General features: G+C 35.3%; 26 protein-coding genes, 1 pseudogene and 1 riboswitch. Of the genes and pseudogenes, 7 read left to right on the forward strand and 20 right to left on the reverse strand.

Annotated features, from left to right (window positions below):
- Positions 1-43 precede the first annotated feature (43 nt).
- Positions 44-325, reverse strand: coding sequence for a HipA family kinase (locus FC77_RS04860; RefSeq protein WP_056970365.1), 282 nt, complete (start codon positions 323-325; stop codon positions 44-46).
- A gap of 222 nt (positions 326-547) precedes the next feature.
- The gene (gene guaA / locus FC77_RS04865) at positions 548-2,101 is read right to left on the reverse strand and encodes a glutamine-hydrolyzing GMP synthase (protein WP_056970366.1); all 1,554 of its coding nucleotides are present in this window, start codon (positions 2,099-2,101) and stop codon (positions 548-550) included.
- 178 nt (positions 2,102-2,279) lie between these two features.
- Positions 2,280-2,377: riboswitch (purine riboswitch) on the forward strand.
- A gap of 80 nt (positions 2,378-2,457) precedes the next feature.
- Here guaA and FC77_RS04870 point away from each other — a divergent pair.
- Both FC77_RS04870 and FC77_RS04875 read left to right on the forward strand, forming a co-directional pair.
- The gene (locus tag FC77_RS04870) at positions 2,458-3,036 is read left to right on the forward strand and encodes a xanthine phosphoribosyltransferase (RefSeq protein ID WP_056970367.1); all 579 of its coding nucleotides are present in this window, start codon (positions 2,458-2,460) and stop codon (positions 3,034-3,036) included.
- Position 3,037: 1 nt separating this feature from the next.
- Entirely contained in the window at positions 3,038-4,318 is a 1,281-nt protein-coding gene (locus FC77_RS04875) for a nucleobase:cation symporter-2 family protein (protein ID WP_056970368.1), read from the forward strand.
- 171 nt (positions 4,319-4,489) lie between these two features.
- Here the strand turns inward: FC77_RS04875 and FC77_RS04880 are convergent, their stop codons facing one another.
- The 5 genes from FC77_RS04880 to mtnK all read right to left on the reverse strand — a co-directional run bounded on the left by FC77_RS04880 (position 4,490) and on the right by mtnK (position 8,191).
- Positions 4,490-4,810, reverse strand: a complete 321-nt coding sequence (locus FC77_RS04880) for a type II toxin-antitoxin system mRNA interferase toxin, RelE/StbE family (protein WP_056970369.1) — start codon at positions 4,808-4,810, stop codon at positions 4,490-4,492.
- Positions 4,807-5,109, reverse strand: a complete 303-nt coding sequence (locus FC77_RS04885; protein WP_056970370.1) for a hypothetical protein — start codon at positions 5,107-5,109, stop codon at positions 4,807-4,809. Before FC77_RS04885 ends, FC77_RS04880 begins: the two co-directional genes overlap by 4 nt.
- 117 nt (positions 5,110-5,226) lie before the next feature.
- Entirely contained in the window at positions 5,227-5,877 is a 651-nt protein-coding gene (locus FC77_RS04890; RefSeq protein WP_056970371.1) for an L-fuculose-phosphate aldolase, read from the reverse strand.
- Between the two features lie 17 nt (positions 5,878-5,894).
- Positions 5,895-6,947 carry a s-methyl-5-thioribose-1-phosphate isomerase gene (locus FC77_RS04895; RefSeq protein ID WP_054681795.1) on the reverse strand — a complete coding sequence of 351 codons (1,053 nt, stop codon included), beginning with the start codon at positions 6,945-6,947 and terminating at the stop codon, positions 5,895-5,897.
- 17 nt (positions 6,948-6,964) lie between these two features.
- Positions 6,965-8,191 (reverse strand): S-methyl-5-thioribose kinase, encoded by a 1,227-nt coding sequence (gene mtnK, locus FC77_RS04900; RefSeq protein ID WP_056970372.1) that lies wholly within the window; start codon positions 8,189-8,191, stop codon positions 6,965-6,967.
- A 186-nt stretch (positions 8,192-8,377) separates the two neighbouring features.
- Here mtnK and FC77_RS04905 point away from each other — a divergent pair, with 186 nt between their 5' ends.
- Entirely contained in the window at positions 8,378-9,793 is a 1,416-nt protein-coding gene (locus tag FC77_RS04905; RefSeq protein WP_056970373.1) for a C69 family dipeptidase, read from the forward strand.
- A gap of 89 nt (positions 9,794-9,882) precedes the next feature.
- Here the strand turns inward: FC77_RS04905 and FC77_RS04910 are convergent, their stop codons facing one another.
- Genes FC77_RS04910 through FC77_RS04930 form a run of 5 tightly spaced genes read right to left on the reverse strand, consistent with a single transcriptional unit; the run spans position 9,883 to position 13,299 of the window.
- The gene (locus FC77_RS04910) at positions 9,883-10,593 is read right to left on the reverse strand and encodes a class II aldolase/adducin family protein (RefSeq protein ID WP_056970374.1); all 711 of its coding nucleotides are present in this window, start codon (positions 10,591-10,593) and stop codon (positions 9,883-9,885) included.
- A gap of 4 nt (positions 10,594-10,597) precedes the next feature.
- Positions 10,598-10,849 carry a hypothetical protein gene (locus tag FC77_RS04915; RefSeq protein WP_151443562.1) on the reverse strand — a complete coding sequence of 84 codons (252 nt, stop codon included), beginning with the start codon at positions 10,847-10,849 and terminating at the stop codon, positions 10,598-10,600.
- Between the two features lie 19 nt (positions 10,850-10,868).
- Positions 10,869-12,458 carry a PTS galactitol transporter subunit IIC gene (locus FC77_RS04920; protein WP_056970376.1) on the reverse strand — a complete coding sequence of 530 codons (1,590 nt, stop codon included), beginning with the start codon at positions 12,456-12,458 and terminating at the stop codon, positions 10,869-10,871.
- Positions 12,459-12,488: 30 nt separating this feature from the next.
- On the reverse strand, positions 12,489-12,797 hold the full coding sequence (locus FC77_RS04925; RefSeq protein ID WP_054681800.1) for a PTS sugar transporter subunit IIB: 309 nt from the start codon (positions 12,795-12,797) through the stop codon (positions 12,489-12,491).
- Positions 12,798-12,825: 28 nt separating this feature from the next.
- Positions 12,826-13,299: a PTS sugar transporter subunit IIA gene (locus FC77_RS04930; RefSeq protein ID WP_056970377.1), complete on the reverse strand. Its 474-nt coding sequence runs from the start codon at positions 13,297-13,299 to the stop codon at positions 12,826-12,828.
- Between the two features lie 193 nt (positions 13,300-13,492).
- Here FC77_RS04930 and FC77_RS08260 point away from each other — a divergent pair, with 193 nt between their 5' ends.
- The gene (locus FC77_RS08260; protein WP_225723711.1) at positions 13,493-13,834 is read left to right on the forward strand and encodes a DeoR family transcriptional regulator; all 342 of its coding nucleotides are present in this window, start codon (positions 13,493-13,495) and stop codon (positions 13,832-13,834) included.
- Between the two features lie 10 nt (positions 13,835-13,844).
- On the forward strand, positions 13,845-14,261 hold the full coding sequence (locus FC77_RS08265) for a DeoR/GlpR family DNA-binding transcription regulator (protein ID WP_229773309.1): 417 nt from the start codon (positions 13,845-13,847) through the stop codon (positions 14,259-14,261).
- A gap of 61 nt (positions 14,262-14,322) precedes the next feature.
- Here the strand turns inward: FC77_RS08265 and FC77_RS04940 are convergent, their stop codons facing one another.
- The 6 genes from FC77_RS04940 to FC77_RS04965 form a co-directional block, all read right to left on the reverse strand.
- On the reverse strand, positions 14,323-15,618 hold the full coding sequence (locus tag FC77_RS04940) for a UDP-N-acetylglucosamine 1-carboxyvinyltransferase (protein WP_056970378.1): 1,296 nt from the start codon (positions 15,616-15,618) through the stop codon (positions 14,323-14,325).
- 122 nt (positions 15,619-15,740) lie between these two features.
- Positions 15,741-17,366: a CTP synthase gene (locus FC77_RS04945; protein WP_054681804.1), complete on the reverse strand. Its 1,626-nt coding sequence runs from the start codon at positions 17,364-17,366 to the stop codon at positions 15,741-15,743.
- Between the two features lie 128 nt (positions 17,367-17,494).
- Complete coding sequence (gene rpoE / locus FC77_RS04950; protein ID WP_054681805.1) at positions 17,495-18,052, reverse strand: DNA-directed RNA polymerase subunit delta; 558 nt, start codon at positions 18,050-18,052, stop codon at positions 17,495-17,497.
- A 47-nt stretch (positions 18,053-18,099) separates the two neighbouring features.
- Complete coding sequence (locus FC77_RS04955; RefSeq protein ID WP_054681807.1) at positions 18,100-18,504, reverse strand: YwiB family protein; 405 nt, start codon at positions 18,502-18,504, stop codon at positions 18,100-18,102.
- Between the two features lie 4 nt (positions 18,505-18,508).
- Positions 18,509-19,351 carry an ACP S-malonyltransferase gene (locus tag FC77_RS04960; protein WP_151443559.1) on the reverse strand — a complete coding sequence of 281 codons (843 nt, stop codon included), beginning with the start codon at positions 19,349-19,351 and terminating at the stop codon, positions 18,509-18,511.
- A gap of 43 nt (positions 19,352-19,394) precedes the next feature.
- Entirely contained in the window at positions 19,395-19,997 is a 603-nt protein-coding gene (locus FC77_RS04965; RefSeq protein ID WP_060459167.1) for an ECF transporter S component, read from the reverse strand.
- Between the two features lie 121 nt (positions 19,998-20,118).
- Between FC77_RS04965 and FC77_RS04970 the strand changes: the two genes are divergently transcribed.
- Positions 20,119-21,486, forward strand: coding sequence for an HD domain-containing protein (locus tag FC77_RS04970; RefSeq protein WP_056970381.1), 1,368 nt, complete (start codon positions 20,119-20,121; stop codon positions 21,484-21,486).
- Positions 21,487-21,554: 68 nt separating this feature from the next.
- On the opposite strand, the gene FC77_RS04975 is transcribed toward FC77_RS04970, so the two are convergent.
- Positions 21,555-23,048, reverse strand: coding sequence for an SLAP domain-containing protein (locus FC77_RS04975; RefSeq protein ID WP_056970382.1), 1,494 nt, complete (start codon positions 23,046-23,048; stop codon positions 21,555-21,557).
- 185 nt (positions 23,049-23,233) lie between these two features.
- Positions 23,234-24,154 carry an ROK family protein gene (locus tag FC77_RS04980; RefSeq protein WP_054681816.1) on the reverse strand — a complete coding sequence of 307 codons (921 nt, stop codon included), beginning with the start codon at positions 24,152-24,154 and terminating at the stop codon, positions 23,234-23,236.
- A gap of 154 nt (positions 24,155-24,308) precedes the next feature.
- On the opposite strand from FC77_RS04980, the pseudogene FC77_RS04985 reads away from it, so the two are divergent.
- A pseudogene (locus FC77_RS04985) lies at positions 24,309-24,543 on the forward strand (transposase); the annotation flags it as partial.

Raw genomic sequence — 24,543 nt, forward strand, 5'->3', positions numbered from 1 at the left:
AATGGATGCCTTTTAAAAGCCTAGCGATTGTCAATGTCTTAACTTAATGACATTGACCTGATTTAAAACCATATTTTTTTAAATTGATTATATCGCTAGAAGTTATAATCGATTCTGGAAGTATTCCAATAGCAGTATTAGGTGTATCCAAACCGATTAATTTAGCAAATCTGGAAGCAACCACCTCATTAAAAAGTGCTTTACCAGTTGGTACATTCTTGTTTATCCCTTTCAAAATATATTGTTTAAAATCAGAGCAAGTAACTCGTAACGGGATTGTAGACCCAACTTTCATTATTTCATTAATGACAGTTACTTTTAACACAACATAGACTCCTCTTTTTACAATCTTCGCTACTAAATACTATTTTTAGAGAATAAATATCATATAATACTAAACAATAATAATGTTACCACACAAAGTGATCATCTCAGAACAAAATTGCAAAAGCAATTATGCGAGCACTTTCCCTATCACCCTATGAAATATTAGGTATTAAAGCAAAATAAATAAGCATGAAGAAAATTTTCATGCTTATTATTCTTTTTATTCCCACTCAATTGTGGAAGGTGGTTTACTGGTAATATCATAAACTATTCGGTTAACGTGATCTACTTTGTCTACAATTCTAGTAGAAATCTTTTGCAAAATATCCCACGGAATGCGAGCAAAATCAGCTGTCATCCCATCAATTGATGTTACTGCACGAATGCCGATAGTGTAATCATAGGTTCGACCATCACCCATAACACCAACAGATTTAATACCCGGTAAAACGGTAAAGTATTGCCAAATGCTTTCTTGTAAACCAGCTTTCTTGATTTCATCACGTAAAATTGCGTCACTTTCACGAACAATATGCAATTTATCTTTCGTAACTTCACCTAAGACACGAATACCGAGACCAGGGCCTGGGAATGGTTGCCGCCACACTAAATCATGTGGAATCCCAAGCTTTTCACCAATCTCACGCACCTCATCTTTAAACAATTTACGAAGCGGTTCAATCAACTTAAAGTGCATGTCCTTAGGCAATCCACCAACGTTATGGTGTGACTTAATCGTTCTGGCTGTGTTGGTCCCACTTTCAATTACATCAGTATACAAAGTGCCTTGAGCTAAGAAATCAACGTCTTTAATTTTTTTAGCTTCTTGATTGAAAACTTCAATAAATTCTTTACCGATAATTTTACGTTTCTTCTCAGGATCAGTGACACCTTTTAACTTACTCAAGAAAAGATCTTGAGCATTAACCCGAATAATATTTACACCTAAATCACGATTTAAGGCTTTCATGACATCGTCACCTTCGTTTTTACGAAGCATGCCATGGTCAACAAAGATCGCGGTTAATTGGTTACCAATTGCCTTGTGCAAAAGTGTAGCCGTCACACTGGAATCAACACCACCAGAGAGACCTAAGATAACTTTCTTATCGCCAACTTCATCCCGAATTTGTTCAACCTTCATGTCAATAAAGTCGTCTATCGTCCAGTTATTTTTGGCACCACAAACTTTAAAGGCAAAGTTCTTCAAAATATTCAAACCATATTCGGTATTTCTTACTTCGGTATGGAATTGAACGCCATAGAATTTATTCTTATCATCAGCAATCGCAGAAATTGGACAATACTTACTTGAAGCAACAACCTTAAATCCTTTTGGCACTTTAGTTACTAAATCTCCATGGCTCATCCAAACATATTGTTTGCTAGGTAAGCCTTTAAATAATACACAGTTAGAATCTTCTACTTTAATATCAGCACGGCCATATTCAGAATTTTGTGCTTTTTCTACCTTACCACCTAAGTAGTAAGCTAAAATCTGCATCCCATAACAGACACCCAAAATTGGGATTCCCAACTTGAAAATATCCGGATTAACTTTCAAAGCATTGGGATCATAAACACTATTAGGACCTCCGGAAAAGATAATTCCTTTTGGATTTATTTTCTTAATCTTTTCCATACTTATATTATGAGGTAAAAGTTCGGAATAAATGCCAAAATCACGCAGACGTCGTGTAATCAACTGGTTATATTGACTCCCAAAATCTAAAACGATGATCTTGTCAAAATCATTAATGTTCTTCTTAGCCACTTCGGTACTCCTTCTTTAAACTTTCAAATCATATTAACTTTACCTATAATTCACAATTTGGTCAATTTATTTATACTTTTAACTGATTCATACTACGAATAATATTTGCTTTATTTTCTAATTAATTCGTCTTTTAGATAGTTTTATCTTGTCCCACTTTAAATTTTCTGCTAGAATGCAATTAACATTTAAATATATCTATATATTGTCGTGATAAGGACGGCAGTCTCTACTCAGAACCGTAAATTCTGAACTATAGGTAATCGTAAGTTGCAATGAAATAAAATTTTATGGGGCTTCTTTTACCTTAAATTCAAGGTAGAGGAAGCCCTTATTTTTTTACTCAGGAGGAAAAAGTGAAATTATTAGAAGATCGTATTCGTAAAGATGGCGAAGTTTTACCAGGTGACGTTTTAAAAATTAATTCATTTTTGAACCACCAAGTAGACCCGCAACTCATGATGGAAGTCGGTGAAGAATTTACCCGCCGTTTCAAAGACGCTGGGATAACTAAAGTCCTCACCTGTGAAGCATCCGGAATCGCCCCAGGAGTTATGACCGCTTATCAATTACACGTTCCCATGGTTTTTGCGAGGAAGAAAAAGCCATCTACTTTAAATGATGCCGTTTATTGGGCTAACGTCTTCTCCTATACCAAAAAAGTTACTAACAAAATTTGTGTTGAAGAAAAGTTCTTAGGTGTAGATGACACACTTTTAATCCTAGATGATTTTTTGGCTCACGGTGAGGCAGTCAAGGGCATGGTTAATATTGCTAACCAGGCTCACGCTAAAATTGCCGGGATTGCCATCGTAGTTGCCAAAACTTTTCAAGGTGGGAGCAGTTGGGTGAAAGACCACGGCTACCGCTTAGAGTCACTTGCTAACATTGATAGTTTTAAAAATGGTCAAGTACATTTTTTAGGAGAAGAATAAAATGCCCAAGGAAGTTAGCCAGCAAAAAGCCGCTGTTTTAGGATTACAACATTTACTTGCAATGTATTCCGGTGCCGTCGCTGTCCCCCTTTTAATTGGTGGCGCGCTCAAATTCAATTCCACGCAGATGACCTACCTAGTCTCAATTGACATTTTCATGTGTGGGCTCGCAACACTACTGCAATTAATGCGCAACAAATATTTTGGGATCGGTTTACCAGTTGTTTTAGGTTGCGCCATTCAAGCAGTTGCACCATTGGTAATGATTGGTAAAAAATTCTCAATCAACACTATGTATGGTGCCATCATTGTAGCTGGAATTTTTGTTTTTCTGATTGCTGGATTCTTCTCGAAAATCAAAAAATTGTTTCCTCCTGTAGTCACGGGAACCTTGATAACTACTATTGGATTAACTTTAATTCCTGTCGCTTTTCAAAATATGGGTGGCGGTAACAGTAACGCCAAGAACTTTGGCGATAGTAAAAACTTAATCGTTAGTTTTATAACAATTGCTATTATTATTGCCCTTGAAATTTGGGCTAAAGGATTCTTAAAATCCATTTCTGTTTTGGTCGGTTTAATCCTTGGAACTATCATCGCCAGTTTTATGGGATTAGTTTCTTTAAAACCAGTTATTCAAGCTTCATGGTTCCATTTACCACAATTCTTCTACTTTGGTGTTCCCAAGTTTGAATGGTCTTCATCATTAACGATGATCATTATTGCCTTAGTTTCGATGGTCGAATCCACCGGTGTGTTCTTTGCTACAGGTGACCTGCTTCATAAAAATATTTCTGAAGATGATTTAAAAAGAGGCTATCGGGCTGAAGGCCTCGCTCAAATCTTGGGAGGTTTATTCAATACTTTCCCGTACACTACTTTTTCACAAAATGTTGGCCTACTACAATTATCTGGAATTAAAACCAAACGTCCTATTTATTGGGCAGCAAGTTTATTAATGCTCATGGGTTTACTTCCTAAAGTTGGTGCATTGGTTACCATCATCCCTACTCCCGTTTTAGGTGGAGCCATGCTAGTTATGTTTACTATGATTGCCGTTCAAGGAATAAAAATGTTACTCCAAACTAACCTTAACGATAATCGGAATGTCTTAACCATTGCAATTTCAATTGGCTTAGGTTTAGGCGTTACCATTTATCCTAAAATTTTTCAAAATTTACCACAGACTGTCCAACTCTTTCTTAGTAACGGAATCGTGGTTGCCAGTTTATCGGCCACATTATTGAACCTCTTATTTAAAAAAGGAAGTGGTGAAAAATAAGATTGTAGATTGTAAGCCCTCTAAATCTAATTTGCTTATATGCAAAATCACGCAAAAAAGCGTTATCTATTCCCCTAGATAGCGCTTTTTATGCGGTATTTTCTAACCAATACCTATTGCTTCAATATATAAAATTTACAAAAACATATTTTCTTAATAATACGCAAACACCTAATCAGGTAATTTGCCAATCGTTAATTCTTCGTGATCCGTAATTGTAATCATTCGAATACGATTTTTTCGATCAACTTTATAATAAACTACTAATAAATCACTAAATACATGAAATTCATGATAACCAATCCAAGGTTCTTTTTCTAAAATGCGATCATTATAACCTTCTGGCAATTCTTTGCCATCAGCTAGATTGGCTATAGCATCAATAATGGTTTCACGAGCATCAGCTGTATCTGCATTGGATAAATGAAATAATTTACCGAGATTATCCATTCTCTTAATAAATGGTTTTTCCATTTTTATTTTATATCTCATTTACCCCACCGTTGACGTAGATCATCAATATTTTTAACATCTTCACTGGTGTCTTTTACTAAGCCATACTCTTCTGCTTTTGCAAGTACCATTACTTTTTCAACCTCTGCAGGTAATTTATCAACCTTATCTAGGCTATCCATACGGTTAACTGGATATCTGAAGCCTTTATCATGATTAAACTGTGAAATCATCATTTTCACGGCTGAAGAGGCACTAAGCCCTAAAGCATGGGCATTCTTTTCAAGTTCACTTTTTTCTTTATCATCTAATCGAATTCCAAGTTGTGATGTTGGCATAACTGCCACCTCCATTTATTATAAATAAACCATAACAAATAGCTTCAAATGTTAGTAATGCAAGTGACCATGATTTTGTGGTAAATTTTTAGAATCTCTTAGACAAAGTCTTAAAAATTATTCACCTTTAGGTTGCCCGTAATTCTGAAATTTTTTAGTTACGGCAGCCATCTCTTCTTTAGATAAAATCACGGGTTTACCCACAATCGAAGCATAAGTATACAACTTGCACATCAATTCAATATTTCTAGCAATTCCCATAGCAGAATCAATGTCACTGCCAATAGCCAACAAGCCATGATTAGCTAAAAGGATACCCTTATTGTCACCCATAACACGGTAAGCTTCCTTAGCAATCTCCGGGGAACCATAAATTTTATAATTAGTGCAACGTAATTCATCACCGATATCAGCCATAATGTAATGAAGTGGTGGGATATTAATCCGTAAGCAAGACATTGCCGTCGCAAAATCAGCATGTGCATGAACAACAGAATGAATACCTGCTTTATTTTTATAAAAAATACTGTGTAATTCATATTCACTAGATGGTTTGCGCTTGCCTTCAAGGACATGACCATCCAAATCCATGACAACGACGTCTTCCAACTTAGTTTTGTAATAATCAATCCCACTTGGGCTGATTAACATAATCTTCTTTTCAGGGATATAAATACTTAAATTACCACCAGTCCCCGTAGTGAGATGATTAGTAATCATCTGTTTGCCATATTCAACGATTTGTTTTCGCTCTTTAATGTAATCCATCTTTTGTCCTTTTATTTTTAATAAAAATTCTCTGCGCCTAATTTAGCATAAGCTTGCAAATTATACGGTGAATAAACACCCTTATCGGTCACAATCGCCCCTATTAATTCTGGTGGCGTAACATCAAATGCTGGATAAACGGAGTGCACACCCTGCATCGCTACTCTTTGACCGTTAAACTGTAAAGCTTGTGCCGGATCGCGATATTCAATTTTAATCGCGTCTTTATTCGCTTTATCTTGATCAGGAATTCCAGTTACAAAATAAGGAACCCCAACGCGGTTAGCTAAAATAGCGATTTGCTTAGTACCGATTTTATTAGCAATATGGCCATCCATAGCGATGGTATCAGCAGCAGAAGTATAAAAATCAATGTCTCCACGTTCCAAAACAAAATTAGTCATATTATCAGTTACAACGGTCGTATCAAAACCTGCCTCTTCAAAACAGCTTGCGGTTAATCTAGTACCCTGCATAAATGGCCTTGTTTCAGCGTCATATGCCTTAAGAGTTTTACCAGTTTCTTTAGCTCTTCTAATAATGGCTCCAATAATTGTCTCGCCATAACACTGGGTTAAAAAGCTAGAATTGTTCGGCATCAAATCAACCAAATAGTTGCCTACTTTTTGCATGGTTGCATACCGCCTATTCAATGAATCTAAAGTATCATTGAAAGCCGCATCAATCGCTGACTTGCCTTCTTTGAGTGCTTGCTTTTGCAACTTTAAAGCCCTGTTGGTGATTGCTGAATAACGGTTAGCTGTAGTTGGTCGGGCGTTACCCAATTCTTTAGCAGCTTTGGTTAAGAAAATTACCTGTTCCTGTTCAGATTTATCTTTGCATTGGTAGGCAGCTAAGGCCATGCCCATACCTACAGCGGTAAACGGACCCGCACTTTGCGTCACCATATCCTGAATGGCTTTAATAATTTGGTGATAATCCTTACAATAAACAAACTTCTTTTGCATTGGGAAAACACGCCGATCCAAGATCCGAACCTTGCCATCTTCATACCAAGCAACATTTTCATATTTAAGAAGGAATGGCATCCCTTTATCTTGTCTTTGCATTAACTTTGCCTCCCTAATTATTTAGTCATTTCATTAAAAATACTATCGATATCCGTAACAATCTCAGAACCATTGTTATAAACTTTGCGATTTAAAATTAACTTGATTCCTATTTTAACTAAAATTTGCATAACTAAATTTTGCAATTTTTGATCTTTAATATCAGTAATCTCAATTACCTTTGAGTCACCAACGGTACGGCGAATGATTTCTGTGCCAGCATAGCCCAAAGTATCATTTTTAATTGAACGTAAATATTGATTTTTAAAATGACGTTCACGATAAAACGAGAACTTAACGATCTGATCATATTTACCTGCCATCTTAGCAAAAGTTTGATCAAAAATTACTTGAATCGTGGTACCTAACCACTTAATAAATTGCTCATTACCCTTTTTATCTTTCTTCAAATATGCTTTCTGCACAATATACGGAAAGACTAAGTTACCGATAACGTTGCCAATATCGTAACCCATCGGTCCATAAAAAGAGAATTCACTATCGAAGACCCTAATATCCGAATCATTGATAAAAATAGAGCCACTATGCAAATCACCATGAAGCAAAGACTGTGCATTATTCATAAAATTATTACGCAACTCAGCAACATTAGCCTTGAGAATATCATTGTCATATAAGTTTTGTTTTACAAATGGAAGCAAACTTTTATCAAAAACATTTCTCCCCCTGTAATCATAATATGGCTCAGTCAAAACCAGATTTTCCGTAATATCACATGGGCCCGGATTGATAAAATCCTTAACTAATGCTTTCTTTTTCTTACGGTCTAATACCAAATCAGTAGTTGGGAGCAATACATTCACCATGAAACTGGAAATTTGATCAGCAAATTTAGGAAAAATATGTTCTTTCTTTAGTTCATAGCGTAAATTCTTAAATTCAGAAACATCTTCCATCAGAATAACATGCATCGTTTCATTGTAATCGTAGACCTTAGGAACCTGTCCGCCGCTTAATTTACGCTGAATTTCCAGGCACTTATCTTCAATATGACCACGGTGTTGGTCAAGAGGATTACCAGACGTCCTAATTGTTTTACCAGTTTGCTTAAGAATTAGCGATTTTCTACCATCGTCAATTTTATAAACGTGGTTGATATTCCCGTCGCTAACTTCTTTGACATTAAGCTTATTAGCTTGTTCGTCACCAAAGAAATCAGTATGAGCAACCGTATATTGTTTCGCTTGTTCAAGATTTAGATCAAAATAATTGTTATAATCCATTTTTTACCTCATTATTGTATGAAATTCGTTTCAATCATCCTTAATTATCCAGCATTAAAAGTTAACAATCAATCTAAGATAATTTTCCTAAAAGCATAAAAAACAAATAAAACTTCTGTATTTTTTGCTATCCTTATACTATTTCTAATACAATAAGAATTAAGGAAAGCAGAAAGGATGAACTTAATGAAACAAACAGAATGTACAACAATCTTAGTTGGCAAAAATGCCAGCCTTGATGGTTCAACTATAATTGCCAGAAGTGAAGATGGCGGCAGAAACATCATCCCCGAAAAATTCGAAGTTGTTATGCCTGACAAACAGCCTAAGCATTATCAAAGTGTTATCAGTCACCAAAAAATTGACGATGATGACCTGTTAGATAATCCACTTCGTTACACCAGTGCACCAGAAGCATCCGGAGATAACGGTGTTTGGGGCGCCGCAGGTATTAACTCAGAAAACGTTGCTATGACGGCTACTGAAACTATTACCACTAATCCCAGAATTCAAGGAATCGATCCACTTTTAACTAAAGGTGGTATCGGTGAAGAAGACTTCGTTACCTTAACTTTACCGTACTTACATAGTGCCCTTGATGGGGTTAAACGTGTGGGTTACCTACTTGAAAAGTATGGTACATACGAAATGAACGGTATGGCTTTTGCTGATAAGAACGAGATCTGGTACCTTGAATCTATTGGCGGCCACCATTGGATCGCACGTCGCATCCCAGATGATGCTTATGTTGTAGCTCCAAACCGCTTAAACATCGATGAATTCCACTTTGATTCTGATGGCTTCATGTCTGACCAAAACCTTAAAGAATTAATTGATGAATACCACTTAAATCCAGATCCTGATGGTTATAATATGCGGCACATTTTTGGTAGTTCTACCATCAAAGATGCCCACTATAACAACCCACGTGCTTGGTACGTCCACAACTTCTTTAACCCTGAATTTGGTGGCAAGCCTGGCGATCAGAACCAACCATTCATTTGTCACGCAAACCGCAAAATCAGTATTGAAGATATTAAATGGGTAGAAAGTTCACACTACCAAGACACCCCATATGATGCATACGGTGATCAAGGTACTCCTGCACAGAAGAAGACTTTCCGTCCAATTGGTATCAACAGAAACTTTGAAACCCATATCTTACAAATTAGAAATGATGTTCCAGCTAAGTTTGCTGGTGTGCAATGGTTGGCATTTGGACCTAATACCTTTAACAGTATGGTTCCATTCTACACAAACGTAACCACCACCCCAGCAAGTTTCCAAACTACACCTAAATTCAACTTGAATAAGATTTTCTGGTTGAATAAGTTAGCAGCCCAATTAGGAGATACTAACTTCCGTGTGTATGGCGAACTCGAAACTGACTTTGAGCAAAAATCTTTAGCACAATGCCATAAGATTCAACATGATACTGACAAGAGGGCTACCAACTTTGCCGGTAAAGACTTGCAAAAAGAACTTGAAGCTGCCAACCAAAAGATGGCCGATCAAGTTTACGACAATACCGTTGAACTTTTAGGCAATATGGTTGATGAAGGTCATGGTTTAATGACTTTGAAGTATGATTTACTCGACTAATAACTAAGTTTTATAATCTATAACAAAAAGGCTGTTACCCATAATTTTAGGTAACAGCCTTTTTCATATATTAAAAATTATAATTAAATCTATTTTTTAACAGTTTTACCACAAGATTTATAACCATTTAGCAATCCTAATTTCTGAAAAACTGCTTGTTTATAAGCAATTTCTGCATTCCATTCTGTAGTTTCTAGGATCATTGCGGCACGGTGTAAATCATTAGATGTAATAAGTACACCATGACTATTTAAAAGTAATATATTATCAACTTGATCTTTTCTATCTTTTAATTCTTGCGAAACTAAATCAGCTAAACTCTTAGTACAAGTTTCGCGGTAAGGCAAACATTTAATTTTACCCAATTTAAGCTGTACCTTAGTAATTTCAGTAATATTTGGTTCATCTAAACCGCTAGTACCCCAAAACATTGATTTCGGTGCATGAGAATGATAAACCACACTGATTTTAGGATTCACTTTATACGCTTCTTCATGCATATTAATTTCACGAGTTAATCTACCAGATCCATCAAGCTTTTTACCTGTCTCAAGATCTACTACTAAAATTTGTGCAGCTTCAAGATTACCAAACCAAGCTTCTGACATCATAGTCGGGGTTATGATAATGTACGGATGATTTTTTTCGATATGAATATCACCATAATCAAAACTCTTTTCTGGTACAATCTTTTCTGAAATGTTACCTCCAGCTACATTAGTCCTTGACCGATCAAAGAACTTTTTAGCTACCATTGCCATATCACGTCTCTCATCCTCAAAGATGAATTTTTCAGTCATTTTATTATTTCCTTTCTTGTGCTCTTTGCTTGCGTATTTTAAATATTTCTTTTTTACGTTCTTCATACTTAGCTTTTCGTTTACGATCAAATTCACCAAACATAACTTCATTTCCTTTAAAATGAATAATCGTTGCTACAATAATAACAACAAAAATAGAAGGAAAGTTTGAAGTATAAATAGCAAAAATGAAAAGGCAAATATCTGAAAACAGCAATAAAAACCATAAAAATTTTTGTATATCTTTACTCATCATTTATATCTCAAAGTAGAATTTATCTATGTTTACTATTAAAATCATGACCATCTAAATCATTAAGATTCATTTTTTTATAATCTTGGCTATCTGTATCTAAGACAGATTTGACAGCATTAGCTTTATTAAAAGTTTGATGGGAAACGCTACCAAAGTCTTGACCATCCAAGTCATCTAAATTTAATTTCTTATAATCATCAATCAAAGTAGGTGTAGAAACGGCAGCTTTTTCATGATTTGCCGAAGTATCTGAAGTCTTGTCTTGAACGTATCTTTTACTTGGAAGTGGAGCCCTATTTACAGTTCGATAAAGCCACATAAAACCTAAAATCCACAGAATAGCACAAATAATTGCCCACCATTTACCGGCAAAAGCTTGTCCAAAGAACAAACGGAAATCAGGACCTTCAAAGGTTGACCAAGAAATTTCTGTACCTGCAGGCACATGTACTGCGTGGGTAGTTTTAGCTAATCTAGTAATCATTGGTGCAAAATATGTACCACCATAAAGAAAGATTGGGGTGGTAATAATACCTAACACAAGCATTCTAAGTAAATTTGCACCTGTTAAAAGCAATGCAGCAACACCAAATGATAAATTAATAATTCCAGCAAATGGTAAAATTCTATTTCCAGGTAAAATCATAGCGAAAATCAGTTCAACGGGTACTAAGATAATCAAAGTAACCCAAAATTCACTTCTACCAGCCAAAATAGGCCAATCAACACCAATATAAACTTCACGATTCTTAAAGTGACGCTTCATGAAATTGCCCATGGCTGTTGCAATTGGGTTCAAAGCTTCCATAAATAATTTAGAAATCATTGGGAACAAGGTCATAGCTGCAGCGGCTTCAACACCTAACGTTAATGATTTGGATAAACCATAGCCAGCACCAAAGCCAAGTAGGACACCGATTATGAATCCCATAACATCATTACGGCCCCAAATACCTAGTTTTTCTTGAATATGCTTAGCATCAAATGGTTTATTAAAAATCGGAATATAATCCAATAATTTATTCAACGGATTAAGAATCACGGCAAACAATGTAATAAAATGTGGAACTGTCACTCCAGGCATTCCTGTTAAATCTTGAATGTGCCTTTGCCACATATCACCTGACTTTAATTCAAATACAATTTGAATTGTGGCTACAACGAAGCCAGCTAACATACTGCCAGTCATATAATAAACAAGAACATAAGTAAAAATCTTATTCCAAACATTCCACATATCAACATTCAAAGTTTTTGTCCAATTCAAAGCCAACATAATAAAATTAACTATTAATAATAGTGGAAAGAACAAGAAAGCCACCTTGGAAGTCCAAGTAATAGCTGCAACTCCAGTCCAACCTAAATCAGTAGCAGTTAATGATACATGCATAGCTTTAGACATGGCTTTACCAGCAGGGGTTATGATGCTCTGCATATAATTAACTACTAAAGTCATGCCACTAAAAGCAACTCCCAATGTTAATGCAGCAACAAAGGATTTTTTAAACCTTAACCCAGCGATCATACCAATGATAAACATAATTAATGGTACAAAAACGTTAGATCCAAGGTTTAAAACCCATTGAACAATACTTTGTAAAATTTGCATTTTAATTCCTCCGATCTAAGCATCAACCTATCAATGCAGACGTTTAAGTCCCCATAAAATTTTCTCATATGAATCCTCATCATTATTACCTGTTAAAATATTGACGCCATTAACATCAACAATGCCGTTTTTCTTACAAATAGATTTAATCTCCGGTGTTGGTTTAGCAATCCAAACATAAATATCAAATTTTGGTAATGCCTGTGCTAACTGCTTAAAATCCGTAGCCTCTACATCAACACCAGTAATATGATGATCATCAAGAAAACTTTTAATAGTACCAACTACTGTCTCACTGGTGGCAACACCACTGCCACATGCAACAACTATACTAGCCATAATTACAAAACTCCTTTCATTGAATTCTTTAACTTAAAAAAGCCTTTTTCAAAAATTCAAACATCTTTTTTGGATCAGTCTGAGAAGTTAATTCATCAGTAAAATTTTTATTTCGTAGAAGCAGCATAAATTTTTGTAATAAAACAACTTGATGACTTGAATCAGTAATCCCTAAAAAGAAGAAATACTGAGCTTTCATATCTTCGTTACTACCCATTTGAAGCATATGAATCGGCTTAGCATTCTTAACCGCTGCAATAAATGGTTTGTTGATATTTTCAGGATCAACATGTGGAAGAGCAATTGACAAATATTTGGTTACTAATCCAGTTGGAAATTCATCTTCACGTTTCTTCAGAGCTTCTGCATAAGAATCTTTGACATAGCCCAACTTATTCAATCGTTCAGCTATTTGTTCAAATAGATCATCTCTATCATTTGCATCAATAGTCAGAAAAATTGTATCTTCATGCAACATTTCTTTATAATTAATATCAGTCATAACTTTCCTCCTAAAAAGCTTATATTTGTAATAGCTTGCAAACGCTTACTCATACGCTACATTTATACAGTAACAGAATCTTTTACTACTTGAATGTAATTTCATTTACATTGAAACTCATTCTTTTTTTGCTTTAAAATAGAGTTCAAACGTTCAGAAAAAATGAACATTTAGTTTTTGATAGGAAATATTTATGTCTAGAAAAAAAGATAGAATTGAAAAATTACTCAAAATTTTAAAAGCTAATCCGTCTATACATATCAACCGCTTAAGACAATTTATGCAGTGCTCGATCTCTACATTAAGACGGGATTTATTAGTCTTAGAAAAGAATGGACTAATTGAACGATCTTTTGGTGCAGTTCGATTATTAAACAAAAATAATATTGAATACACTTGGACTTATCGCTCAAGCCAAAATGCTAATTTAAAAAAAGATTTGTGCAGAAAAGCATCTAAATTAATCTCAAATAATGATGCGATTTTCATTGATTCCTCTACAACTTGTATTTACTTAATAAACTATATTAGCTGACCGTTCTAGAGTGAAAATTATTACCAATAATTTAAAAGTGGCCAGCATCGCACAAAGCAAACTAAATCTCGATGTTTTTTTAACCGGAGGAGCAGTTCGTAATCTTTCTCAATCAATAGTAAGAACGGAAGCCATAGAATTTTTACAACAATTTAGTACTCTTTATGCTTTTATTTCTTGTAGTTCTCTTGATACAAAAGGACTTTATATGGCAGATTTAATGCAGACCCAAACAAAACAAATGATGATATCTCATACACAAAAGGTCGTTGCTTTGGTTGATCATACTAAATTTTTAAAAGAGCATAATTTTATAAAAATGTGCCCGTTAGACGCAATCGATTACTTGATAACAGATCAAAAAATTAACGATCCAAAGCTAGCCAAAGCTTTGGAACAAAACCAAGTAAAAGTAATTTATAGTTAAATTAGAGAAAAAAAGGCTGTTACCCACAATTTTAGGTAACAGCCTTTTTCATATATTAAATTTAAACTTTTTCTTCTTCATCTTTATTGTCTGGTGCATCCTGAATCTTTACATCAGCACCTAATTGCCGTAATTTTTCTTGTACACGGTCATAACCACGTAAAATGTTATCGGCATTATTAATGACAGTTTTACCCTTTGCCATTAAACCAGCAATCATCAAACAGGCTCCTGCTCGAATTTCTCCAGCAGAAACAACTGCTCCATGCAATTGCTTAGTTGGATGTACCAAAATAATATTATCCTCAACTTTAATATTGGCACCCATTTTACGTAACTGTGCAATATGTCCGGTCCGCTTAGGATAAATCTGATCAATAATGACACCTTCACCTTTTTTGGCAGTTAGCAAAAGCGGGGTGATCGGTTGTTGCAAATCAGTTGCAAAACCAGGATAAGCTGCCGTCTTAATCTGGATCATTTTCAAAGCTCCAGCAGGATAAACATAAAGTGAATCCTCATCAGCATCAATTACGACACCCATTTCCTCAACTTTAGCTAAGTACGAATCCAAGTGTTCCTCAATAATATTATGAATCCGAATACCATTTCCAATACAAGCAGCCAAAGAAATATACGTGCCAGCTTCAATGCGATCTGGGATGATCGTATGTGGAGCCTGAGCCCGTAGTTCTTTAACACCTTCAATTCTGATTGAATCAGTACCGGCACCACGAATCGTGGCTCCCATATTATTTAAGAAAGTTGCTAAATCAATTATTTCTGGTTCTTTAGCAGCATCATCAATAATAGTCTGCCCTTTAGCAGTGACACTAGCCATAATAATATTCATGGTCGCACCAACCGATGGCATTTTCAGATGAATCGTTGCACCATGTAAACCATCTTCTGGTGCCGTAATAATTATTTGATCATTTTTATTTTTTACACATGCGCCTAAGGCTTCAAAGCCTTTAATATGTTGGTCAATGGGACGTGGTCCTATATCGTCCCCACCAGGGAAGCCCACTATAGCCTTACCAAAACGACCAAGAAGTGCCCCCATAAAATAATAGGAGGCACGTAAACTCTTAATCTTACCTGTTGGCAGCGGGCTCATCTTAATGTGTTCTGGATTAATACGTAACGTGGTTTCATGAAAATCACTTTCTACGTCCATTTCATTCAAAAGATCCATTAAGTTGTCAACATCAGCAATTCTTGGGACGCCTTCCAAGGTTACTGGCGTTCTTGACAAGATTGATGCAGGTATAAGCGCAACAGCTGAATTCTTTGCTCCGCCAATCCAAACATCACCCTGTAGGGGCTTTCCACCATGAATTATCATTTGCTTCATTGGCGAAAAAATCCTTTTCTATTTTTAATAGTCATAAATAATGTTAAAGGAAATCCATGAAAAAAACAAGAGGAGAAACACCGTCTCCCCTCTTGAAATCTTTAGCTTTTGTATAATTCAACTCATTTATAAAATTGTTCTTCTGGAAGACCACTGGCGGCACCAATAAATGCCTTATATAATCCTTCAGGTCTTTGTGGACGACTCAAAAATTCTGGGTGGTATTGAGCAGCAATGAAGAACTTATTCTTTGGCAACTCAATGATTTCTACTAAACGGTTATCCGGTGAAACACCTGAGAAGACCATTCCAGCTTTTTCAAAGGCCTCACGGTACTTATTATTAAATTCAAAACGGTGACGGTGACGTTCTTGGATAACATCTTGATTATCATATGCCTTAGCTGTCTTGGTGCCCTTCTTAAGAGTGGCAGGATATAGGCCTAAACGTAAAGTACCACCGATATTATTCTCATCACGCTTGTCAGCCATAATGTCAATCACGTTATTCTTAGTGTGCGGATCAGCTTCAGTGGTGTTTGCATCCTTTAAACCAAGGACGTCACGAGCAAATTCAACACTAGCCATCTGCATCCCTAAACAAACGCCTAAGAATGGAATGTCATTTTCACGGGCATACTTAATTGCGGTGATCATACCTTCAAGGCCACGAGTACCGAAACCACCAGGTACAATTAAACCATCTGAACCTTCCATGATGTCTGCAATATTATCTTCGGTAATGTCTTCCGCTTGGACTTTATTAACTTCAATCTTGCTATTGTAAAGATAACCTGCATGCTGTAAAGCATCAGTAACAGAAATATAAGCATCCTCAAGCTCAACGTACTTACCAACTAAGGTAATCTTAGTGGTATGCTTCAAATTCTTAGCACGCTCATCTAATCGTTTCCATGATTCCATATCAGCTTTAGGCTTTGGACTCTTCAAATGTAAGAAATCACAGACCTTTTGGTCCATACCCTGCTTTTGAAAAGCAAGTGGCAAATCAAAAATTGACGGTACATCAATTGATTCAATAATTCGATCAACCGGAACATCAGTAAAGGTAGAGATTTTGTCTTTATGTTCTTGGTCTACTGGTTTTTCAGCACGAATGACAAGCATATTAGGTTGAATACCTAAACTACGAAGTTCAGATACAGAATGTTGCGTCGGCTTGGTCTTCATTTCGTGCGCTGCATGTAAATATGGAACCAAAGTACAGTGAATGTACATAACATTTTCGTCACCCACTTCACGGCGCATTTGCCGAATAGCTTCCATAAATGGAGTTGATTCAATATCACCAACAGTACCACCAATTTCAGAAATAATTACGTCTGAATCGGTAGTTAAGGCTGCACGCATAATCTTCTGCTTGATCATATCGGTAATATGAGGAATTACCTGAACTGTGGCACCATGATAGTCACCCCGACGCTCTTTTTCTAAGACTTCTTTGTAAATCTTACCAGTAGTAACGTTTGAGTACTTGCTAGTTCTAACATCAACGATTCTCTCATAGTGACCTAGGTCGAGGTCGGCTTCCGTACCATCATCGGTAACATAGACTTCACCATGTTGATATGGGTTCATAGTACCAGGATCGATATTAATATACGGGTCAAACTTTTGCATTGTAACCTTTAAACCACGGTTTTTAAGTAAACGGCCTAAACATGAAGCCGTAATACCCTTACCAAGTGAAGATACGACACCGCCAGTAACGAAGATGTATTTTGTCATTAGCCCAAACTCCTTTTTACTTTAAATTATTAAACAAATAAAAAAGCTCCCTCAATTCGGGGGAGCTTAAACACACTTATGGTGCCCAACAAAAATACTATCTGCTTTTTTAATCTAAGTCAAGCAAATTAATCGTCTTCGTCGTCATCATCGTCATTTTTTAATTGTGATAATTGCCCTTCAATACCATCAGGCAAGTCATCATCACTAGATTCATTTTCTTCATCATAATCTGAATCATTATCGCCGTAATCGTCATCACTATCATCGCTTGCGTCTAAATCATCATCTTCTGGATCATCATTATCGTAATCGATAATATCATCACTACCAGTTGCATCGGCTAAGAAAGCATTAACCTTCTTATGGTGCTTACGAGTATCATCGTCATCATCCTCGTCTTCTGGGTGGTTAACCTCTTCATCAACTGACTCATATGGGAACCATGAGCGAAGTGCCCAAACATTTTCACCCATTGAAATGAAATCACCATTGGTGTTCATATCAGTATAGAATTGTGGCAAACGTTTACGAATATCTTCATCACTCTTATGTAAATATTTTTGAACGGCATTAACAATATCAGCAAAAGCCATTCTCTTGCCATGATCTTCCAAAATTGCGCGAGCAACTTCAATCATTGATAATTCATTACGATTTTTATCTTTTAAGTCGTTTAATCCCACAATTGTACGTCCTCTCTTTTTACAATCTTTACTATTTTACTAGGCATTTAAGTAAAAATCAACGTGACTGTATAGTTACCTATCAAGTATAGTCCACTAAAGAGGTCATATTCAATACGAAGTTTTTGTGAACCATCTTCTTGCGTTTCGAATTCAAGTAAATTAGCCGCGCTGGTTAAGTCCATTTGTCGGCCTTCTACTACATACCGACAAGCTTCTTTTTCACCTGGGACAAAGCGCATAAAAGAATAATTATTTTCATCAACGCCACGTTTAATAAGTAATTCATTTTCTTTCAGAAGCATTTTAACAGGAATAACGCCATCTTCCAAATAAGACAGCCTAGTAATATCCCCAATTGTTTTTAGTTCTCCATCTGTACTTTTCTTAAAAGTTTCTGTTTCTTTTTTTTGAGTAATTGTGCTTGTTAAATTCACTTTTACTTTACTCATTCATTTAAGCACCACCTGTTTTACTTATATTCGTAACTTTGCACTTTACATGTCTGTTTTTTACAGAATTATTAACTAATTCAGAAAGTCTACCGCCACAATCTACTGTAACAAACCCATTAACACCAAGCTTTAAAAAAGTTTGCAGATTTTTATCCAAATTACTAGTAGAAGTATCTTGTTTTACTAACTTATTAAGCCAATTTTTTGAAGAATTCCACCTATTATCTAAATCGCTAATAAACGGAATCTGCGGTTCTTTTGGTGCTAAATTTAGATTATTAATTATCTTACTAATCTTTGGCTCAATCTTTTTAAGTAAAATTGTATGAAACGCTGGCATATTTAAAAAATCACACTTAGCACCCCAAGTTCTTAACTTTACCGCAAATTTTTTCAATTCATCAATATCCCCACCAAAAATAAAATTGATTGGCGAATTAATTGTTGCAAAATAGATATCCTTTAATCCAGATCGGTTTAATAACTTATTAGCTACCTTAATGTTTAAATTAGCACAGGTTAAAAGACGAGTTTTAGAAAGCGGGATATCCTCCTCAACTTTAGCAATTTCATACGTAAGTTGTACTGCTTCATCAAAAGTTAGCATCCCACTGACCAAAGCCCCAGTTAGTTGTCCAGAACTTTGCCCCGCAACGTAGGAAATTGGAGCCCTCTTATTTACTTCATTAAAGGAAGCATAGCCCGTTAACATTAAAATGACTTCCGCTAATGGTGAATTATCTTGGTATATAGATTTATCTTCATTAAATTGTAATAGATCAGTATTTAATACCCTGCTAGCCTGATCCAATATTTCTGAAAAGCCATCTAATTCCTTTCCCATAAAGAAATGCTGCGCACCTGATCCAGGGAATATAATCGCTCGTTTATTTAACATAAAATTGATTTTTAAACTTCCTAAATAACTGCGTTACAATCATCGGAACAATCACTGCTGCAAGGATAGTTTCAGGAATTGCATTTGTCACAACCACCGTTCCAATTACTTTAGCAAAAGAATTATTAAAGTTGACACCAAAAGCTGCTTCAACTTTAGGTGTCGCATAAAAGAAATAAATCTGCCCTAAAGTCAAAGCATCTGCTATAATCTCAGTTAAAATTATCGAAACAACCATGCTTGCATATGTTTTAAAATGTACCCTTAATTTTAAAAATAGCCAAGGACAAAGCCAGCCCATTATAATTTTAGGTAAAATTGAAATTAACGGATTAGTAAATACAAGCGGTGCAATCGGGCTGGAGGGAAAAGTAAATGCTCTAATAAAAGTAATCAATCCCCAGAATCCACCAACAATTGCTCCACCAAGTGATCCCATCATCAAGGATGCTGTATACACGGTAATTCCAATTATAGTTAAACTAAATGGTCCGATTGGTATGTTACCTAAAAATGGTACAAATTCCTGAATTAATAAAATAGCAAAAAATAAACTATATAAAACTAATCTTTTTATTTTTGTATGTTGCAAAATCTTCATCTCTACACTATTAAAGCATTTTCACCACTTATTTGCTATAATTCTAAGTAGTTGCTTTATATTTTAAACTATAATTCACAAAGAAATTAATATTTCAACCTGAGGAAATTTTATGCCAAGATTTCAAAGTAAAAAATTAGAAAAAGAGGTCGTATTACGCGACCCCGTCCACGAATACATTCATATTGAAGATAAAGTTATCCTGGACGTTTTAAAAACTAAAGAATTTCAACGTATGCGCCGCATTAAACAACTGGGGCCCATTTCTTATGTTTTCCCAGGTGCTACCCACACTAGATTTGAACATAACCTAGGTGTCTACGAATTAACAAGACGTATCTGCAATATCTTTGATAAAAAGTATCGTTCACAAAGCCCTGGAGATGGACTATGGAATCCTGATAACCGTTTATTAGTAGAATGTGCCGGCCTTCTTCACGATGTTGGTCATGGTCCATATTCACATACCTTTGAACATCTATTTGGTACTAATCATGAAAAACTTGGGCAAAAGATTATTACTGATCCAAATACCGAAATTAATCATGCTCTAAAACAAGTGGCACCAAACTTCCCTGAGTTAGTGGCAAGTGTAATTGCCAAAACTTACCCCAATCCTCAGGTAGTTAAAATGATTTCTAGCCAGGCGGACGCCGACAGAATGGACTACTTAGAACGGGATGCGTACTTTACGGGGGTCACTTATGGTGAATTTGATTTATCCCGAATTTTGCGAGAAATCCGTCCTTTTAGTGGTGGTATTTGCTTCACTAGCGATGGAATGCACGCTGTTGAAGATTATATCGTGGCCCGTTATCAAATGTACCAACAGGTATACTTTCACCGCGTAGGTCGCTCAATGGAAGTAATTCTGCGCCACCTACTCAAACGGGCTAAATTAGTCTATAAAGAAGGACAATTAGAAGTAACACCAAGCCTAGCTAAATTTTTAGACGATAACTGGACTTTAGATGATTACCTAAAGCTAGATGACGGTGTTATGGAAAGCAACTTTTCGATGTGGACTAACTCAGCCGATCCAATTTTAGCTGATCTATCTGTACGTTACTTATATAGGAAACCATTTGCCAGTGTCAAAATTAACAAAGAAACTCAAAATTTACTTCCTAAGTTGAGAAATTTAATCAAACAAGCTGGTTTTGACCCTGAATATTATACTGATACAAATTCAGCTTTCGATGAACCATACGACGCATATAAACCAACAGGAAAAAATGCCAACAGTCAGATCGAAATTATGCAGGATGACGGCAATTTAATTGAGTTATCACAACTTAGTCCATTAATTCGTGCGTTGAATGGCACAATGCAAGGGGATGAACGATTCTTCTTCCCTAAGATGATGCTTTCTAATGATGATGAACCACAAATCTTTGACCCACTTTACCAAGAATTTCAAAAATATGTTAAAAATGGTGAGCTTAGATACATAAGACGACCAAAGAAAACAGAAAAATAAAGAAAATAAAAGCGACGCCTAAAAAGGCGTCGTTTTTGCGGTCAAACTGTGTGATTAAGCTATTATTTTTAGAATAAATAATTTAAATCCGGAGCCATAGTATTATCACGCTTCTCCAAATTTATAACATTTTGCTGTGCCTTTGTGAGTATCCAAGAAGCCTCTTTAACTTCTGCAACAGTAGATTTATTTGAACTGTTAACAGATTTAGCCGTTCTTAAAATATCATTATAAGTTGATAAATTATCAAGATAAATTTCTTTATTTGTACCTGTATAAGTATCACCGCTAGCTTTAACTGCGCTTTCTTGATCAATCAATTTTTGTAAGGCTTGCTTATCAGTTGAACTAGCAATTTTAGCATCAGCTTTTGCTTCTTCAGGCGTATTTTCAGGCTTTGTTATTCTTGGACCAGAAAGATATTTAACATCGGAAGCTTTAACATAATTAACATAATTAACATAACCAAAAGTACGGCTTGATATTTCATAGAATAACTCAGCCTTATTTTCACTTGGTACCCAAATATAAAGTTCTTTATATGCGGGAACATTTTCACCATTACGATAATTTGTTTGAGAAGCATTTTTACTAGTTTGAAGTTCCCCATTAATACTATAAGCTTTAGCATCATTTACAAAAGTAACATATGAATCTTTTGTATAAATCGTTAGTGGTTGTCTAGGCTGACTTGTAATATCCCTTGAATCAAGAAATTCATCAGTTGTACCTTTAATCCGGTAATATATATCAGCACTATTGCCCATGTACATCGAAGTTACACGATCAACTTTAACTTTTTGACCAACTTTTAAATAAGGGCTTCCCTCTCCATAATCTGAGGCACTTCTAGTAGGTACTTCATTTTTGTGCGACTTTATATAATTGCGAAGAGCTTTTGTAGTAACGGTAGCCTCATTTGTATAAACCGTTTTACCATCAATTTGATCAACATTGGCAGCCTTAATATAACCACCATTGCCAATACTGTAATATTGACTACCATTAATCGTTTGATATGGTAGGCAATTTTGGCTGTAATTATCATCATTCAAATAATAATATTGTTTACTATCATTAGTAATTGCTTCAGGCGTAGCAGTATATTTAACTGTATGACCCCAACGTAAAAATGTATTCTTTTTACTTCCCTTATAGGACTTTAAACGCTTACCATTTTTATCATAAACGTAAGTATTGTAATTCAAGTGCAATGTACCCGTCTGTGCTTGATTATCAATTGGTGTAGCATTAGCAGCTTTAATATAACCATTTCGACCGATAAAGTAATATTTACCACCAGCATTTGTCACAGATGTTCCACCTGGATAATTAAGCGTAGCACCTTTAGTAAATACTAACTTCTTGCTACCTTGATACTTACTCAAACGTTTACCATTGCTACCATAAACATAAGAGTTATGCTTTAATAACAAAGTTTTTTGATTTGAATCAGCAGCGGCTTGAACCGTTCTAGTAGGATTTTGTGCCAAGCTGATCACTGGGCTAATAGCCATTAACGCTGCAATTGAACTAGCAGCAATTTTTTTATTTATTTTCAATTTTTCACCTCAACTTAAAGAATCATTTAATTTTCTATAATTCTTTCTTGTACTAAGCAGTTTAACATACCCCCCATTTTAAAAGTAAACTTAAGGTATTAATAAAAGAAGAAAAGACGCCTTTTAGGTGTCAATTTTACAAGTAAATTACTCGATTAATCAGAATCAATATTATTTTTAATCCTTTACTGTACCTTTTCACCATTTAACTCCAGCAATAATGCGTACAACGCACCATATAAATTAGCGTCATTCTTAAACTTTGCAGCCACAATTTTTGGTGGATTGATTTGATTATTAATCATTTGGTTATCAGTCAATATATGTTTAAATTGCTTTCTAACTTCTTTAATCAAAATTGGTTGTGCACTAATGCCACCACCAATTACTACTTTTTCACCATTAACTATAACTTGAATATTCAGAATAACGGCAGCGAGATTTAAGCAAAATTCTTTAAAAATCTTTACAGCCGTCTTATTACCAGACCTAATTGCATCAAATGCTGCAATACCATCTTTCAAATTTGAATTACCAACTGCCCTATTAATCATGTAAATCATTCTTACGGCAGAACAAATATAACCAGAATAGGCTTCCAGATTATTGCTGCCCTTACTTATATTGGTAATCATCCAGCTTATTTCGCCTGCTTGAAAATCTTTACCGTGTAAAACATGACCATCTAATAAAATACCGCCACCAAGAGCAGTACCCAAAGTCATAGCAAAACCACTGTTTACATCTTGCAATTCGCCAAGCCATAATTCTGCCAAAGCTGCGGCTTTACCATCATTTTCTACACCAACTGGAACATTATATCTTTTACCAAGTGTTTCATTTAAATCTAAGCCATCTAAAAAAGTAAGTGCACCACCATAGTGAATAACTTTATTCTTAGAATCTATCTTGCCAGGTGCACATAAGGCTATCCCTTCGAACTTTCCTTTATATGCATCCGCAATTTTATAAATAGATGACATAAAACTTGCTAAACTTTCGGTATTGGTATTAACACGATTCTTTTCAATAATATGCCCTTCATGATTGAGCAAAGCATATTTTAAGTTGGTTCCACCTATATCAAAAGATAAATACTGCGTCATATTAATGTTCCTCATATTCTTTAAGAGACTGTAAAATAGTTTGTGTAAGGATGAATGATTCCTTAAATTAATTTCTTAAAATATTAGAAAAAGGAGTTCCTTTCTCGTATGATTGGGTTGAACAAAAAACACATACAGAAAGAAGAACTCCTTCATGAATGATTTTACCAAAAATATTGCTCAAGCACTCCAATAATCAAGACAAAATTAATGATTTATTGCGCAAAGAATTACAACAAGCAGTTAATGACTTGTTAGAAGCTGAATTAACTGCCTTTTTAGGTTATAATCCTTATGCAAGAGACGGCTGGAATACCGGCAATTCTAGGAACGGTGCCTACTTTCGCAAGGTGGATACGCAGTTTGGCAAAATTGAAATCCAGGTGCCA

Source organism: Lactobacillus acetotolerans DSM 20749 = JCM 3825, from assembly GCF_001436775.1.
Classification (GTDB): Bacteria; Bacillota; Bacilli; order Lactobacillales; family Lactobacillaceae; genus Lactobacillus; species Lactobacillus acetotolerans.

Coding starts and splice junctions, on each gene's coding strand:
- FC77_RS04915 (WP_151443562.1), bottom strand. CDS start 10,849: ATGATGAGTAAAGATATACAAAAATTTTTATGGTTTTTATTGCTGTTT.
- FC77_RS04970 (WP_056970381.1), top strand. CDS start 20,119: ATGCCAAGATTTCAAAGTAAAAAATTAGAAAAAGAGGTCGTATTACGC.
- FC77_RS04875 (WP_056970368.1), top strand. CDS start 3,038: ATGCCCAAGGAAGTTAGCCAGCAAAAAGCCGCTGTTTTAGGATTACAA.
- FC77_RS04980 (WP_054681816.1), bottom strand. CDS start 24,154: ATGACGCAGTATTTATCTTTTGATATAGGTGGAACCAACTTAAAATAT.
- FC77_RS04895 (WP_054681795.1), bottom strand. CDS start 6,947: ATGCAAAGACAAGATAAAGGGATGCCATTCCTTCTTAAATATGAAAAT.
- FC77_RS04880 (WP_056970369.1), bottom strand. CDS start 4,810: ATGAGATATAAAATAAAAATGGAAAAACCATTTATTAAGAGAATGGAT.
- FC77_RS04925 (WP_054681800.1), bottom strand. CDS start 12,797: ATGGCTAGTATAGTTGTTGCATGTGGCAGTGGTGTTGCCACCAGTGAG.
- FC77_RS04930 (WP_056970377.1), bottom strand. CDS start 13,299: ATGACTGATATTAATTATAAAGAAATGTTGCATGAAGATACAATTTTT.
- FC77_RS04910 (WP_056970374.1), bottom strand. CDS start 10,593: ATGACTGAAAAATTCATCTTTGAGGATGAGAGACGTGATATGGCAATG.
- FC77_RS08260 (WP_225723711.1), top strand. CDS start 13,493: ATGTCTAGAAAAAAAGATAGAATTGAAAAATTACTCAAAATTTTAAAA.
- FC77_RS04890 (WP_056970371.1), bottom strand. CDS start 5,877: ATGGATTACATTAAAGAGCGAAAACAAATCGTTGAATATGGCAAACAG.
- FC77_RS04885 (WP_056970370.1), bottom strand. CDS start 5,109: ATGCCAACATCACAACTTGGAATTCGATTAGATGATAAAGAAAAAAGT.
- FC77_RS04960 (WP_151443559.1), bottom strand. CDS start 19,351: ATGGGAAAGGAATTAGATGGCTTTTCAGAAATATTGGATCAGGCTAGC.
- FC77_RS04940 (WP_056970378.1), bottom strand. CDS start 15,618: ATGAAGCAAATGATAATTCATGGTGGAAAGCCCCTACAGGGTGATGTT.
- FC77_RS04945 (WP_054681804.1), bottom strand. CDS start 17,366: ATGACAAAATACATCTTCGTTACTGGCGGTGTCGTATCTTCACTTGGT.
- FC77_RS04920 (WP_056970376.1), bottom strand. CDS start 12,458: ATGCAAATTTTACAAAGTATTGTTCAATGGGTTTTAAACCTTGGATCT.
- FC77_RS04905 (WP_056970373.1), top strand. CDS start 8,378: ATGAAACAAACAGAATGTACAACAATCTTAGTTGGCAAAAATGCCAGC.
- FC77_RS04955 (WP_054681807.1), bottom strand. CDS start 18,504: ATGAGTAAAGTAAAAGTGAATTTAACAAGCACAATTACTCAAAAAAAA.
- mtnK (WP_056970372.1), bottom strand. CDS start 8,191: ATGGATTATAACAATTATTTTGATCTAAATCTTGAACAAGCGAAACAA.